Here is a 13,836-nt window from a genome sequence, read left to right on the forward strand (position 1 = left end):
TCCATGGCTATCCTCCCGAGGCATGCTGACCTCTGTTAGAGTGTCCATGAAACCCGGGGTTCCTCAATCTGACCCCGGGTTTAAATTTTCTTCACCACCGCGTAGCGCTCCAGCGTGCGCTTGCGCGCTTCGTCGTGCATGACGATGGGCTCGGGATAGTCCAGCGGCAGCATGCGCGGCACCAGCCATGGCGCGTGGATTTCCTTGTCGCCCAGGTCTTTCAGCGCCGGCAGATAGCGGCGGATGAATTTGCCTTCGCTGTCGAATTTCTCCGACTGCGTGACCGGGTTGAAGATGCGGAAGTAGGGCTGCGCGTCGCAGCCCGAGGAGGACGCCCATTGCCAGCCGCCGTTGTTGGAGGCCAGGTCGAAATCGTTCAGGTGCAGCGCGAAGTAGGCTTCGCCGCGCCGCCAGTCTATGCCCAGGTCCTTGATCAGGAAGCAGGCGGAGACCATGCGCAGGCGGTTGTGCATGTAGCCGGTGCGGTTCAGCTGCGCCATCGCGGCGTCGACCAGCGGATAGCCGGTGCGCCCTTCGCACCAGGTGGCGAACAGCTCGTCGGCCTCGGGGCCGGTTTCCCACTGGATGGCGTCGTAGGCCGGCTTGTAGGCGCCGCCCACCACGTGCGGATTGTGGAACAGTATCATCGCGTAGAACTCGCGCCAGATCAGTTCGGCCAGCCAGACCGCCGCGCCTTCGCCACCGGCGCCGCGCGCCGTCAGGTCCAGCACCGTGCGCACCAGGTGGCGCACCGACAGCGTGCCGAAGCGTAAATGCATCGACAGATACGACGGTCCCTTGACTGCCGGGAAGTCGCGCGCCTGCTTGTAGCCGGCGAGGCGCGGCAGGAAGTCCTCGAACAGCGCGGCCGCGCCGGACATGCCGGTCGGGATCTTCAGCTCGGCCAGGTTGCTCGGCTCGAAACCGAGCTCGGCCAGCGTCGGCAAGGCGGCGTCCCCGGGCGGAGGCGGTGCCAGATGCGCGGCGTATGGTTCGACCTGCCAGGGCGCCAGCACCGAGGGATCGGCTTCCAGCTTTTTCAGCCAGGCGTTCTTGTAGGGCGTGTAGACGGAGAACACGCCGCCGGTCTGCGACAGCACTTCGCTTTTTTCAAAGACGACCTGGTCCTTGCAGCTGAAGAAGCGGCGGCCGTCGGCCTGCAGCGCGCGCCCGACGGCGTCGTCGCGGGCGATCGCCTGCGGTTCGTAGTCGTGGTTGCAGTACACCGCGTCCACGCCCAGTTCGGCCGCCAGCGCCGGGATCTCGGTGGCCGGATCGGCATGACGCACGATCAGGTGGCCGCCCAGCTGCCGCAGCTCCTGCGCCACTTCGGCAATGCTGGCGTGGATGAAATCGACCCGCCGGTCGCGCCGCGGCAGGCCGGCCAGGATGGTGCTGTCGTAGATGAATACGCAATGGACGAGGGCGCTGTTTTGCAGCGCCTGGCTCAAGGCCGCGTGGTCGAAAACCCGCAAATCGCGGCGCAGCCAAACCAGGGAGGAATTCAGTTTCATTCGGTCTGTGTCAATCTTGTGGCGGAACGCAAACATGGCCGCCCCCGCATTTCAGTGTAAACTATCGCTTAGACAGAGTTGCCAGCCGCGCGAATACTACAGTAATTGTTAGCAGCACAGAAAGATCACGTATATGAAGAAAAGCAAAATCGGCAAAACTCTCCCCGTACCCGGCCTGATGCAGGAAGCCAGCGATCCCCTCGAGGATGCCGGCTCCGGCGCGGCCGGTACCTTGAACCTGGCAAATCATTTCCTGATTGCAATGCCATCGATGCAAGACCCGGTCTTCGGCGGTACGGTGGTGTATGTCTGCGAACACAATGAAAACGGCGTGTTGGGCGTGGTCATCAACAAACCCACCGACATGACGATGCAGGTGCTGTTCGAGCGCATCGACCTGAAGCTGGAATCGGACGTGGATGTGGACGAGCCTATCATGTTCGGCGGCCCGGTGCAGGACGACCGCGGCTTCGTGCTGCACACGCCGGGCAGCCGCTATTCGTCGTCGCTGACGGTGACCAAGGACGTGGCGTTCACCACCTCGATCGACGTGCTGGAGGCCGTGGCCGCCGGCGACGGTCCGCAGCGCATGCTGGTGTCGATCGGCTACTCGGGCTGGAGCCCGGGCCAGCTGGAAGACGAGATCAGCCGCAACGGCTGGCTGACCGTCAGCGCCGATCCGGACATCCTGTTCAACCTGCCGATAGAAGAACGCTACACCGCCGCCATGCGCCTGCTGGGGATCGATCCGCTGATGCTGACCTCCGAGGCGGGTCATGCCTAAATGAGCATTGAGACCGTCTTCGCCTTCGATTTCGGCGTCAAACGCATCGGCGTGGCGATGGGCAATACCATGATACGCCAGGCCGAACCGGTCAAAGTCATTACCGCCATCGACAACGCCACCCGCTTTGCCGACATCCAGGCGCTGCTGGACGAATGGAAGCCGGCCCGGCTGGTGGTCGGGCTGCCCATGCATCCCGACGGCGCCGAGCACGAGATGACCGCGCGCGCGCGCAAGTTCGCCAATCAATTGCACGGCCGCTTCAACCTGCCGGTGGAGCTGGTCGACGAGCGCTACTCCTCGGCGGTGATTTCGGCCAGGCGCGGCGAGCTCATCGACGACCGCGCCGCCGCCATCATCCTGCAACAATATTTCGACGCTAACTAAAAAATCATGTCCACACTGAACCCCAACCAACTCGATGCCGAAGCGCTGTACGCGACGCTGCTGGCCGACGTCAAGGCCGGCCTGGCCGGCGTCAGCGATGTCGCCATCGTCGGCATCCACTCCGGCGGCGCCTGGATCGCCGAACGCCTGGCCGCCGACCTCGGCCTGAGCGCGCGCTGCGGCGTGCTGGACGTGTCCTTCTACCGCGACGACTACGCCAAGAAGGGCTTGCCGGCCGACGTCAAGCCGACCAACATCACCTTCGACGTGGCCGCCGCCAACATCCTGCTGGTGGACGACGTGCTGTACACCGGCCGCACCACGCGCGCCGCCATCAACGAACTGTTCGACTACGGCCGCCCGGCGCGCATCATGCTGGCCGCGCTGGTCGACCGCGGCGAGCGCCAGCTGCCGGTCGCCGCGGACTTCGTCGCCGGCCACGTGCAGGTGCCGCCGGGGCAGGCGCTGGTGCTGAAACGCGCCGGCGATGGAAAATTCACGCTCACCATAGACAACGCCTAAATCACCACTATGCTTAATCCGCAACTGAATAAACACGGCGAGCTCCAGCACCTGCTGTCGATCGAGGGACTGCCGAAGTCCATCCTCAATCACATCCTGGACACCGCCTCGTCGTTCGTCGGCATCTCCGACCGCGATGTGAAGAAAGTGCCGCTGATGCGCGGCAAATCGGTGTTCAACCTGTTCTTCGAAAACTCCACCCGCACCCGCACCACCTTCGAGATCGCCGCCAAGCGGCTGTCGGCGGACGTGATCAACCTGAACATCCAGGCTTCGTCGGCCAGCAAGGGCGAGTCGCTGCTCGACACCATCGACAACCTGGCGGCCATGCACGCCGACATGTTCGTCGTGCGCCACGCGCAATCCGGCGCGCCCTACCTGATCGCCAAGCATTTGATGGAGACCAGGCAGCCGCACGTGCACGTGGTCAACGCCGGCGACGGCCGCCACGCGCACCCGACGCAAGGCCTGCTGGACATGTACACCATCCGCCACTACAAGAAGGATTTCACCAACCTGCGCGTGGCCATCGTCGGCGACATCCTGCACAGCCGCGTGGCCCGTTCCGACATCCATGCGCTGACCACCCTGGGGGTGCCGGAAGTGCGCGCCATCGGCCCGCACACCTTGCTGCCGGGCGGCCTCGAGCAGATGGGCGTGCGCACCTTCACCAACATCGACGAAGGCTTGAAGGACGTCGACGTCATCATCATGCTGCGCCTGCAGAACGAGCGCATGAGCGGCGCGCTGCTGCCGTCGGCGCAGGAATACTTCAAGAGCTACGGCCTGACGCCGGAGCGGCTGGCGCTGGCCAAGCCGGACGCGATCGTCATGCACCCCGGTCCGATGAACCGCGGCGTGGAAATCGACTCGGCGGTGGCGGACGGCTCGCAGGCGGTGATCTTGCCGCAGGTGACTTTCGGGATTGCGGTACGCATGGCGGTAATGAGCATAGTGGCAGGGACTCAGGGATGAACGCAGGGATGAAACTTCATATTAAAAACGGCCACCTGATCGATCCGGCCAACGGCATCGACGGTAAAAACGACCTGTATATCGCCGACGGCAAGGTGCTGGCTGTGGGCTCGGCGCCCGCGGGCTTCGTTGCGGACCGGACCATCGACGCCGCCGGCCTGATCGTCTCACCCGGCTTCGTCGACCTGTCCGCGCGCCTGCGCGAGCCTGGCTACGAGTACAAGGCCACCCTGGAATCGGAAATGCAGGCCGCCATGCAAGGCGGCGTGACCAGCCTGATCTGCCCGCCGGACACCGATCCGGTGCTGGACGAACCGGGCCTGGTGGAAATGCTCAAGCACCGCGCCAAGACGCTGAACCAGGCCAATGTGCACCCGCTGGGCGCGCTGACCGTCGGCCTGAAAGGCAAGTCGCTGACCGAGATGGCCGAGTTGACCGAAGCCGGCTGCATCGGCTTCGCCCAGGCCGAGGAGCCGATCGAAGACACCAACGTGCTGCTGCGCGCGATGCAGTACGCCAAGACGTTTGAATACACCGTGTGGCTGCGTCCGCAGGATGCGCACATCGGCCGCGGCGGCATCGCCGCCAGCGGCCCGCTGGCCTCGCGCCTGGGCCTGTCCGGCGTGCCGGTGATGTCGGAAACAATCGCGCTGCACACCATCTTCGAGCTGATGCGCGCCACCGGCGCGCGCGTGCACCTGTGCCGCATGTCGTCGGCCGCCGGCCTCGAGCTGGTGCGCAGCGCCAAGAAGGAAGGCCTGCCGGTCACCTGCGACGTCGGCGCCCACCACATCCACCTGACCGACGCCGACATCGGCTTCTTCGATTCCAACGCCCGCGTGACGCCGCCGTTCCGCAGCCAGCGCGACCGCGACGCGATCCGCTTCGGCCTGCTCGACGGCACCGTCGACGCGCTGTGTTCGGACCACACGCCGGTCGACGACGACGAGAAGCTGCTGCCGTTCGGCGAAGCCTCGCCCGGCGCCACCGGCCTGGAGCTGCTGCTGTCGCTGACCTTGAAATGGGCCGACGACTACGCCGCCAGCCAGGACACCGGCGCGGTGCGTCCGCTGGCGCGCGCGCTGGCCCGCATCACGTCGGACGCGGCGCGCGTGGCCGGCCTCGACGCCGGCACCCTGTCGGTCGGCGCCACGGCCGACGTCTGCCTGTTCGATCCGGAGGCGCGCTGGACGGTGGAAGCGTCGGCGCTGGCCAGCCAGGGCAAGCACACGCCTTTCCTCGGCTACAACCTGGCGGGACAAGTGCACACCACCATCGTCGCCGGTCACGTGGCCTGGCAACGCAGCTGATCGCACCGCATGAACATCTTGACGATCTTCCGCCTGGTGCGGGTGTTCCTGCACGTGCTGCTTGGGATGGCGATCTGCGCCACGGTGTTCCCGTGGCTCGGGCAGGAAAAACGTAACGGCCATATCCGTCGCTGGTCCACCCGGCTGCTGCGCATGTGCAATGTGACGGTGGAGCAGCGCGCCGGCGGCGCGGCGGTGCTGGAGCGGGCGGCGGTGGTGGCCAACCACGTGTCGTGGCTGGACATCTTCGTCATCCACAGCCTGCATCCCTGCCATTTCGTGGCCAAGGCCGAGATCCGCGCGTGGCCGCTGGCCGGCTGGCTGGCGGAGAAGGCCGGCACCGTGTTCATCGCGCGCGGCAACCGGCGCGACCTGCGGCATATCTTCAAGGGACTGGTGCACAGCCTGCAGCGCGGCGAGCGCGTGGCCTTCTTCCCCGAGGGCACCACGGCGGCGCAGGGCAGCCTGCTGCCGTTCCACGCCAACCTGTTCGAAGCGGCGATCGACGCCAAGGTGCCGGTGCAGCCGTTTGCGCTGTCGTACGAGGATCCGGCCGGGGCGTCGCATCCGTCGGTGGATTTCGTCGGCGAGACCTCGTTCGCCGAGAGCATCATGCTGATACTGAACGGTCCGCCGGTGAGGGCCAGGCTGGCGATCCTGCCGGCCATCGCCACCATCGATGCGCACCGGCGCGACGTGGCCGAAGCGGCGCACCAGGCCGTCGCCGCCGCGCTGGGCGTGACGGCTGCCGTGCATTAGTTATTTCTTGCCGCCGTGCTGCTGGAACTCCGGGCACTGCACCTGCAGCAGTTGCCGGTCTTCCAGACAGACGGCGCTCAGCTGGCCGCCCCAGACGCAGCCGCTGTCGAGTCCGATCAAGTTGGGCTTCAGCGTCAGGCCCAGCGCCGACCAGTGACCAAACGCCACCGTGGTCCTGGCCGAGCGCCGACCCGGCACGTCGAACCACGGCATCAGGCCCGAGCCTTCGTCGGCTTTGCCGCTTTCCTTCATCTTGAAATCCATCACGCCGTCCGCGCTGCAGAAGCGCAGCCGCGTCATCGCGTTGATGATGCAGCGCAGCCGGTCCGCTCCCTGCAGCGCGTCGTTCCATTGATCGGGCTGGTTGCCGTACATCTCGGCCAGGAAATCGGCCAGCGTCGACTCGGGGCCACGCAGCATGTCCTGCACCTCGCCGGCCAGCGCCATCGCCTGCGCCGGCGTCCATTGCGGCAGCAGGCCCGCGTGCACCAGCACATGCCCCTGGACCTGGATCGCCAGCGGACGGCGCCGCAGCCAGTCGATCAGCTCGGCGCGGTCGGGCGCGTGCAGGATTTCGGCCAGCGTATCCGATTTGTGCTCGGGCCGGATGCCGTAGGCGACGGCCAGCAAGTGCAGGTCGTGATTGCCGAGCACGCTGTCGATGCGGCCGCCGCTGGCCATGCACAGCGCCCGCACATGGCGCAAGGTGGCCAGCGAATCAGGGCCGCGATTGATCAGGTCACCCGCAAAAAATATAGTGTGTTCGGCATCGCTGTCGCGCCGCGCGGCGTCGGCATTAACCAGTTTGAGCAGCGCCAGTGTTTGCTCATGGCAACCTTGTAGGTCGCCGATCAGGTAGGTTGTCATCGATATGCCGTAGATTTTTTTTGGGATGTGAAAAATTCGCAGAAAGGTCTTACACACAAGCGATTTTTCTCACTCGTGTTCGAAAGATCACATAAAATTGCAGTTATTGCCAAATTTTACTTACTTACTTACTCGACGGGATACTAAATGATTTTTGTTACGGGTGGTGCCGGTTTCATCGGTTCAAACTTTGTGCTGGACTGGCTGGCCCAGTCCGACGAGCCGGTAGTCAATTTCGATAAACTGACCTACGCAGGCAATCTCAACAATCTGGCCTCGTTGAAGCAGGACTCCCGCCATATCTTTGTCCGTGGCGATATTTGCGACCAGGCCCAGGTGCTGGCCCTGTTCCAGCAGCACAAGCCGCGCGCCATCGTGCACTTCGCCGCGGAGAGCCATGTCGACCGTTCCATCCTCGGGCCGGGCGAATTCATCAACACCAACATCAACGGCACCTTCAGCCTGCTGGAAGCCACGCGCGCCTACTGGTCGGCGCTGCCGGATGACGACAAGGCCGCCTTCCGCTTCCTGCACGTGTCCACCGACGAAGTGTACGGCACGCTGGGTCCGGACGATGCGCCGTTCAGCGAAACCACCGCGTTCGCCCCGAACAGCCCGTACTCGGCATCGAAGGCCGCGTCGGACCACCTGGTGCGTTCCTACCACCACACCTACGGCCTGCCGACGCTGACCACCAACTGCTCCAACAACTACGGTCCGTATCACTTCCCGGAGAAGCTGATCCCGCTGATCATCGCCAACGCGCAGGCGGGCAAGCCGCTGCCGATCTACGGCGACGGCCAGCAGGTGCGCGACTGGCTGTACGTCAGCGACCACGCCGCCGCGATCCGCCGCGTACTGGAAGCGGGCCGCCTGGGCGAGACCTACAACGTCGGCGGCTGGAACGAGATGGCCAACCTCGACGTCGTGCACACGCTGTGCGACATGCTCGACAAGCTGAAACCGAAGGCGGACGGCAGCAGCTACCGCGCGCAGATCACCTACGTCAAGGACCGTCCCGGCCACGACCGCCGCTACGCCATCGACGCCCGCAAGCTGGAACGCGAACTGGGCTGGAAACCGGCCGAGACCTTCCAGACCGGCATCGCCAAGACCGTGCAGTGGTACCTCGACAACCAGGCCTGGGTGGCCGACGTGCAGTCGGGCAGCTACGCCAAGTGGGTGGAAACCAATTACTTTAACCGCGAAGGCCAGCAATGAGCATCCCTAACCGTAAAGGCATTATCCTGGCCGGCGGCTCCGGCACCCGTCTGTACCCGGTGACGATGAGCGTCTCCAAGCAGCTGCTGCCGATCTACGACAAGCCGATGATTTACCATCCGCTGACCACGCTGATGCTGGCCGGCATGCGCGACATCCTGATCATCTCGACGCCGCAGGACACGCCGCGCTTCCAGGACCTGCTGGGCGACGGCAGCCAGTGGGGCATCAACATCAGCTATGCGGTGCAGCCTTCGCCGGACGGCCTGGCGCAAGCCTTCATCATCGGCAAGGAATTCGTCGGCGATTCGCCGTCCGCGCTGATCCTGGGCGATAACATCTACTACGGCAACGACCTCGACGCGCTGCTGCGCCATGCCACCGAGCAGGTCGACGGCGCCACCGTGTTCGCCTACCACGTGCAGGATCCGGAACGCTACGGCGTGGTCGAGTTCGACGGCAAGCGCACCGCGGTGTCGATCGAGGAAAAACCGCTCAAGCCGAAATCGAACTACGCCGTCACCGGCCTGTATTTCTACGACAAGCAGGTGTGCGACATCGCGGCCAGCATCAAGCCGTCCGCGCGCGGCGAACTGGAGATCACCGACGTCAACCGCGTGTACCTGGAAAAGCAGCAGCTGAACGTGGAAGTCATGGGCCGCGGCATGGCCTGGCTCGACACAGGCACCCACGACTCGCTGCTGGACGCGTCGCAGTTCATCGCCACCATCGAGAAGCGCCAGGGCCTGAAAGTGGCTTGCCCGGAAGAGATCGCATACCGCAAGGGCTACATCGATGCCGCGCAGCTGCGCAAGCTGGCCGAGCCGCTGAAGAAAAACAACTACGGACTATACCTGCTGCAGATTCTTGAAGATAAGGTGATTCCACGATGAATGTGATCAAGACTCCGCTGGAGGGCCTGCTGGTGCTGGAACCGCGCATCTTCGGCGACGACCGCGGTTTTTTCTATGAAAGCTTCAACGCCCGCACCTTCGCCGAACTGACCGGCGTCGATCTGGCCTTCGTGCAGGACAACCATTCGCGCTCGGCCAGGGGCGTGCTGCGCGGCCTGCACTACCAGATCCAGCAGGCGCAGGGCAAGCTGGTGCGCGTGACCACCGGCTCGGTGTTCGATGTGGCCGTCGACCTGCGCAAGAGTTCGCCAACTTTCGGCCAGTGGTACGGCCTCGAACTGTCGGCCGAGAACAAGCGCCAGTTGTGGATACCGCCCGGCTTCGCCCACGGTTTCGGCGTCACCAGCGAGCACGCAGAGTTCCTGTACAAGACCACCGACTACTGGGCGCCGCAGTTCGAGCGCTCGGTGTTGTGGAACGACCCGGCGATCGGCATCGAATGGCCGGCCGAGCTGGCGGCTCCGCTGCTGTCCGGCAAGGACGCGGCCGCCGTGCTGCTGGCCGACGCCGAGGTGTTCGCATGAAAATCCTGCTGACCGGCAGTACCGGCCAGGTGGGTTACGAACTGGCGCGCAGCCTGCAGGGCATAGGCGAGGTGGTGGCGGTGGACCGCGGCGTCATGGATTTGTCCGACCTGGACCAGGTGCGCGACGTCATCCGCCGCGAAAAGCCGCAGTTGATCGTCAATCCGGCCGCCTACACGGCGGTCGACAAGGCCGAGAGCGAGCCGGAGCTGGCGCACCGCGTCAACGCCGAGGCGCCGGGCTTGATGGCGCAGGAAGCCAAGGCGCTGGGCGCGGCCATGGTGCATTATTCGACCGACTACGTGTTCGACGGCAGCCAGCCGTCGGCGCGGCGCGAGGACGATCCGATCGGCCCGCTGAACGTCTATGGCGCCAGCAAGCTGGCCGGCGAGCAGGCCATCGCTGCGGCCGGCATTCCGCACCTGATCTTCCGCACCAGCTGGGTGTATGGCACGCGCGGCAAGAACTTCCTGCTGACCATGCTGCGCCTGGCCAAGGAGCGCGACGAGCTCAAGGTGGTGGCCGACCAGCACGGCGCGCCGACCTGGAGCCGCACCATCGCCGACACCACCGCGCTGGTGCTGTCGCAGGCCCATGCGGGCGGACGCGAGTGGTGGGTGCAGAACAGCGGCGTCTACCACCTGAGCGCGCAGGGCCAGACCACCTGGTTCGATTTCACCCGGGCCATCGTCGAGGAAGCAGGACTGTCGTGCCGCGTGCTGCCGATCACCAGCGCCGAATATCCGGTGCCGGCCAGGCGGCCGCAGTACTCGGTGATGTCGTCCGAGCGGCTGATGGCGCGCTTCTGCCGCTTGCCCGACTGGAAAGAGGCGCTGCATCTGTGCATGCGCTGATTTGTATCGATTGGTAAGCAATCCCGCCTCACCAATTATCTGCTGCTATGATGCCGGCGCACCGCGAAAGCGGCGCCGGCATATTCATTTGTATGGCCTTCAACGTTGCAAATGCGTCCCAAGCGGGCTGAGAAATGGCAATAAGCGGCTATCAATTCAAGACCGGCCTTGCCAATCCGGTACAATCGCGGGTTAGCGTGCTGACAATCCGGCGCAAGGCGCCAAGTCACATATCGGTTAGCGCATCCGATACTTTGTATAGATAAGATATGTTTTCATTTTTGCTGAGCTTTATCGCTTCCGCGCTACTAACCCTGCTGGTCATTAAAGAAGCGAGATTGCACGGTCCGGCACTCGATTCCGATTTCCTGGGCGTGCAAAAAGTGCACGCGCATCAGGTCGCCCGTATCGGCGGCCTGTCGATTTTTTTATCGGTCGCGCTCAGTTCCTTTATTTCCATCTGGCGCGTGCCGGCCATGACGCATTGGCTGATGTCGCTGCTGGCGTGTTCGGCTGTGGCATTTGTCGGCGGCATCGTCGAGGATTACACCGGCAAGGTCAGCGCCACCCGCCGGCTGCTGCTGACGATGGCGGCCGCCGCGCTTGGCTATTTCCTGCTGGATGCCCGCATCGACCGCATCGACTGGGCATTTTCCGCCTGGCCGCTGCAATACATGTGGCTGACCTTGCCGCTGACGGTGCTGGCGGTGGCCGGCATCGCCAACGCGGTCAACATCATTGACGGGTTTAACGGCCTGGCCAGCGTGGTCTGCATCTGCATGCTGCTGTCGCTCGGCTACGTGGCGCTGCAGGTCAACGACATGTTCGTGCTGATCGCCGCGCTGATGGTGGCCGGCGCCACCGCCGGCTTCCTGATCTGGAATTATCCGGTCGGCATGATTTTCCTCGGCGACGGCGGCGCGTATTTTATCGGTTTCATGCTGGGCGAACTGGCATTATTGCTGGTGATGCGCAATCCGCAGGTTTCCACCTGGTATGCCGCGTTGTTATTAATCTATCCGACATTTGAAACTTTATTTTCCGTCTATCGACGAATGTTTGTCCGTGGAAAATCTCCGGCCATGCCGGACGGCATCCATTTGCATAGCCTGATCTTCCGCCGCATCGTGCAATGGGCGGTCGGCCGCAAGGAGGCGCGCGCGCTGATACGCCGCAATTCGCTGACGTCGCCTTATCTGTGGCTGTTTTCGCTGATGGCGGTCATTCCGGCGACCGTATTCTGGCGCTATACCTGGGCATTAATGTGTTTCTGTATTTTGTTTATCAGCAGTTACATCTGGATTTATGTGCGCATCGTCCGATTTAAAGCGCCGCGCTGGATGATACGTCATAAGAAAGACTGATTTTTTTATGTTGATGTAATATATTCCGGCCAAGCTTTATATCACCTCACATAAAGGGAAATGCAATGGATCTGTCTAATATGTCGTCTGCGGAATTGCGCGATCTGCAGGAAAAAGTTAAACGCGAATTAAAACAGCGCGAAAGCCAGGATTTGGCCAAGGCGCGCGAACAGATCATGGCGATCGCCCAGAGCGTGGGCGTGCCGCTGAAGGATCTGGTGGCCGGCCCGGGCACGCGCGCCAAGACCGGCAGCGTGGCGCCGCGCTACCGCAATCCCGCCGACGCGTCCCAGCAATGGACTGGCCGGGGGCGCCAACCGAAGTGGGTCAAGGAATGGCTCGAGGCCGGTAAAGACATTGCCGGCTTAAAGGTTTAAACTGCTGAAGTTCTGACAACAAGGCGGCAGGATGGGCCTGTCGCCGGCGCCGCACTCATCATCTCTCTCTTCCCTACATTATGGTCTCCTTATCCAAAACGATCTTCAAAGCCTACGACATCCGTGGCATCATCGATAAAACCCTGGACGCGGGCGTGGCGCGCCAGCTCGGCCAAGCTTTCGGCAGGGCCGCGCTGGCCAAGGGCGAAAAAAAGGTCGTGATCGGCCGCGACGGCCGCCTGTCCGGTCCGTCGCTGGCGGCGGCGCTGGCCGAGGGATTGCAGGCGGCCGGCGTCGACGTCGTCGACCTGGGCGTGGTGGCCACGCCCATGGTGTATTTCGGCACCAATGTGCTGGGCGCGGCGTCGGGCATCATGGTGACCGGCAGCCACAACCCGCCGGACTACAACGGCTTCAAGATGGTGCTGGCCGGCGAGGCCATCCACGGCGAGGCGATCACCGGTTTGTACGACAGCATCGTTGCCCATGACGGCAGCGCGGCCGCCACGCCGGGCGCCTACAGCACCCACGACATCCGCGCGCAGTACCTGCAGCGCATCATCGGCGACGTCAAGATTTCGCGTCCGATCAAGATCGCGGTCGACTGCGGCAACGGCGTGGCTGGCGCGTTCGCGGGCGACCTGTACCGCGGCATGGGCTGCGAAGTGATCGAGCTGTTCTGCGAAGTGGACGGCACCTTCCCCAACCACCACCCGGATCCCGCGCACCCGGAAAACCTGCAGGACCTGATCCGCTGCCTGCAGGATACCGACGCCGAGATCGGCCTGGCCTTCGACGGCGACGGCGACCGCCTGGGCCTCGTCACCAAGGACGGCCAGATCATTTATCCGGACCGCCAGATGATGCTGTTCGCGGCCGATGTGCTGAGCCGCAATCCGGGCGAGCAGATCCTGTACGACGTCAAGTGCACGCGCCACCTGGCGCCGTACATCGAGAAGTCGGGCGGCGTGCCGCTGATGTACAAGACCGGCCACTCGCTGGTCAAGGCCAAGCTGAAGGAAACCGGCGCCCCGCTGGGCGGCGAAATGAGCGGCCACATCTTCTTCAAGGACCGCTGGTACGGTTTCGACGACGGCCTGTATGCCGGCGCGCGCATGCTGGAAATCCTGACCCGGGAAAAAGATCCGTCGGCGCTGCTGAACGCGCTGCCGCAATCGGACAGCACGCCCGAGCTGCACCTGCACCTGAAGGAAGGCGAGAACTTCTCGGTGATGGACAAACTGCGCGCCGACGCCAGGTTCCCCGGCCACAAGCAGATCATCACCATCGACGGCCTGCGCGTGGAATACGAAGACGGCTTCGGCCTGGCGCGTTCGTCCAACACCACGCCGGTGATCGTCATGCGCTTCGAAGCGGAAACCCCGGCCGCGCTGGAGCGCATCCAGGGCCAGTTCAAGAGCGTGATCCTGGCTGCCAAGCCTGACGCGGAACTGCCGTTCTAAA

At 63.9% G+C, this 13,836-nt stretch carries 15 protein-coding genes; 13 read left to right on the forward strand and 2 right to left on the reverse strand.

The window, feature by feature from the left end; genetic code table 11:
- Positions 1–80 precede the first annotated feature (80 nt).
- Complete coding sequence (locus tag ACCD07_RS14685; protein WP_413447765.1) at positions 81–1,514, reverse strand: cryptochrome/photolyase family protein; 1,434 nt, start codon at positions 1,512–1,514, stop codon at positions 81–83.
- Positions 1,515–1,647: 133 nt separating this feature from the next.
- Here ACCD07_RS14685 and ACCD07_RS14690 point away from each other — a divergent pair, with 133 nt between their 5' ends.
- The 6 genes from ACCD07_RS14690 to ACCD07_RS14715 are packed head-to-tail and all read left to right on the forward strand — an operon-like array spanning position 1,648 to position 6,251.
- Positions 1,648–2,298 carry a YqgE/AlgH family protein gene (locus tag ACCD07_RS14690; RefSeq protein WP_176652498.1) on the forward strand — a complete coding sequence of 217 codons (651 nt, stop codon included), beginning with the start codon at positions 1,648–1,650 and terminating at the stop codon, positions 2,296–2,298.
- Positions 2,299–2,685, forward strand: a complete 387-nt coding sequence (gene ruvX / locus ACCD07_RS14695) for a Holliday junction resolvase RuvX (RefSeq protein ID WP_176652499.1) — start codon at positions 2,299–2,301, stop codon at positions 2,683–2,685.
- 6 nt (positions 2,686–2,691) lie between these two features.
- Positions 2,692–3,207: a bifunctional pyr operon transcriptional regulator/uracil phosphoribosyltransferase PyrR gene (gene pyrR, locus ACCD07_RS14700; RefSeq protein ID WP_176652500.1), complete on the forward strand. Its 516-nt coding sequence runs from the start codon at positions 2,692–2,694 to the stop codon at positions 3,205–3,207.
- A gap of 9 nt (positions 3,208–3,216) precedes the next feature.
- Positions 3,217–4,182, forward strand: a complete 966-nt coding sequence (locus ACCD07_RS14705; RefSeq protein ID WP_353400891.1) for an aspartate carbamoyltransferase catalytic subunit — start codon at positions 3,217–3,219, stop codon at positions 4,180–4,182.
- An 8-nt stretch (positions 4,183–4,190) separates the two neighbouring features.
- Positions 4,191–5,492 carry a dihydroorotase gene (locus tag ACCD07_RS14710; RefSeq protein ID WP_413447766.1) on the forward strand — a complete coding sequence of 434 codons (1,302 nt, stop codon included), beginning with the start codon at positions 4,191–4,193 and terminating at the stop codon, positions 5,490–5,492.
- A gap of 9 nt (positions 5,493–5,501) precedes the next feature.
- Positions 5,502–6,251 (forward strand): lysophospholipid acyltransferase family protein, encoded by a 750-nt coding sequence (locus ACCD07_RS14715; RefSeq protein ID WP_413447767.1) that lies wholly within the window; start codon positions 5,502–5,504, stop codon positions 6,249–6,251.
- On the opposite strand, the gene ACCD07_RS14720 is transcribed toward ACCD07_RS14715, so the two are convergent.
- A complete protein-coding gene (locus tag ACCD07_RS14720) occupies positions 6,252–7,118 on the reverse strand; it encodes a symmetrical bis(5'-nucleosyl)-tetraphosphatase (protein ID WP_353400885.1) in 867 nt (288 codons plus the stop codon).
- Between the two features lie 147 nt (positions 7,119–7,265).
- On the opposite strand from ACCD07_RS14720, the gene rfbB reads away from it, so the two are divergent.
- The 7 genes from rfbB (at position 7,266) to ACCD07_RS14755 (ending at position 13,835) form a co-directional block, all read left to right on the forward strand.
- Positions 7,266–8,339: a dTDP-glucose 4,6-dehydratase gene (gene rfbB, locus ACCD07_RS14725; protein WP_353400884.1), complete on the forward strand. Its 1,074-nt coding sequence runs from the start codon at positions 7,266–7,268 to the stop codon at positions 8,337–8,339.
- Positions 8,336–9,232 (forward strand): glucose-1-phosphate thymidylyltransferase RfbA, encoded by an 897-nt coding sequence (gene rfbA, locus ACCD07_RS14730; protein ID WP_413447768.1) that lies wholly within the window; start codon positions 8,336–8,338, stop codon positions 9,230–9,232. Before rfbB ends, rfbA begins: the two co-directional genes overlap by 4 nt.
- Entirely contained in the window at positions 9,229–9,777 is a 549-nt protein-coding gene (gene rfbC / locus ACCD07_RS14735; RefSeq protein ID WP_176652507.1) for a dTDP-4-dehydrorhamnose 3,5-epimerase, read from the forward strand. The genes rfbA and rfbC overlap by 4 nt, the downstream gene beginning before the upstream one ends.
- Complete coding sequence (rfbD, locus tag ACCD07_RS14740; protein WP_413447769.1) at positions 9,774–10,631, forward strand: dTDP-4-dehydrorhamnose reductase; 858 nt, start codon at positions 9,774–9,776, stop codon at positions 10,629–10,631. The genes rfbC and rfbD overlap by 4 nt, the downstream gene beginning before the upstream one ends.
- 269 nt (positions 10,632–10,900) lie before the next feature.
- The gene (locus ACCD07_RS14745) at positions 10,901–11,995 is read left to right on the forward strand and encodes an MraY family glycosyltransferase (RefSeq protein WP_353400877.1); all 1,095 of its coding nucleotides are present in this window, start codon (positions 10,901–10,903) and stop codon (positions 11,993–11,995) included.
- A 65-nt stretch (positions 11,996–12,060) separates the two neighbouring features.
- On the forward strand, positions 12,061–12,372 hold the full coding sequence (locus ACCD07_RS14750; RefSeq protein ID WP_353400876.1) for an H-NS histone family protein: 312 nt from the start codon (positions 12,061–12,063) through the stop codon (positions 12,370–12,372).
- Positions 12,373–12,452: 80 nt separating this feature from the next.
- Positions 12,453–13,835: a phosphomannomutase/phosphoglucomutase gene (locus ACCD07_RS14755; protein WP_413447770.1), complete on the forward strand. Its 1,383-nt coding sequence runs from the start codon at positions 12,453–12,455 to the stop codon at positions 13,833–13,835.
- Position 13,836 lies beyond the last annotated feature (1 nt).

Source organism: Duganella sp. Dugasp56, from assembly GCF_047304105.1.
Classification (GTDB): Bacteria; Pseudomonadota; Gammaproteobacteria; order Burkholderiales; family Burkholderiaceae_D; genus Rugamonas; species Rugamonas hordei.

Coding starts and splice junctions, on each gene's coding strand:
- ACCD07_RS14715 (WP_413447767.1), top strand. CDS start 5,502: ATGAACATCTTGACGATCTTCCGCCTGGTGCGGGTGTTCCTGCACGTG.
- ACCD07_RS14690 (WP_176652498.1), top strand. CDS start 1,648: ATGAAGAAAAGCAAAATCGGCAAAACTCTCCCCGTACCCGGCCTGATG.
- rfbB (WP_353400884.1), top strand. CDS start 7,266: ATGATTTTTGTTACGGGTGGTGCCGGTTTCATCGGTTCAAACTTTGTG.
- rfbA (WP_413447768.1), top strand. CDS start 8,336: ATGAGCATCCCTAACCGTAAAGGCATTATCCTGGCCGGCGGCTCCGGC.
- pyrR (WP_176652500.1), top strand. CDS start 2,692: ATGTCCACACTGAACCCCAACCAACTCGATGCCGAAGCGCTGTACGCG.
- rfbD (WP_413447769.1), top strand. CDS start 9,774: ATGAAAATCCTGCTGACCGGCAGTACCGGCCAGGTGGGTTACGAACTG.
- ruvX (WP_176652499.1), top strand. CDS start 2,299: ATGAGCATTGAGACCGTCTTCGCCTTCGATTTCGGCGTCAAACGCATC.
- ACCD07_RS14705 (WP_353400891.1), top strand. CDS start 3,217: ATGCTTAATCCGCAACTGAATAAACACGGCGAGCTCCAGCACCTGCTG.
- ACCD07_RS14720 (WP_353400885.1), bottom strand. CDS start 7,118: ATGACAACCTACCTGATCGGCGACCTACAAGGTTGCCATGAGCAAACA.
- ACCD07_RS14750 (WP_353400876.1), top strand. CDS start 12,061: ATGGATCTGTCTAATATGTCGTCTGCGGAATTGCGCGATCTGCAGGAA.
- ACCD07_RS14745 (WP_353400877.1), top strand. CDS start 10,901: ATGTTTTCATTTTTGCTGAGCTTTATCGCTTCCGCGCTACTAACCCTG.
- ACCD07_RS14710 (WP_413447766.1), top strand. CDS start 4,191: ATGAAACTTCATATTAAAAACGGCCACCTGATCGATCCGGCCAACGGC.
- rfbC (WP_176652507.1), top strand. CDS start 9,229: ATGAATGTGATCAAGACTCCGCTGGAGGGCCTGCTGGTGCTGGAACCG.
- ACCD07_RS14685 (WP_413447765.1), bottom strand. CDS start 1,514: ATGAAACTGAATTCCTCCCTGGTTTGGCTGCGCCGCGATTTGCGGGTT.
- ACCD07_RS14755 (WP_413447770.1), top strand. CDS start 12,453: ATGGTCTCCTTATCCAAAACGATCTTCAAAGCCTACGACATCCGTGGC.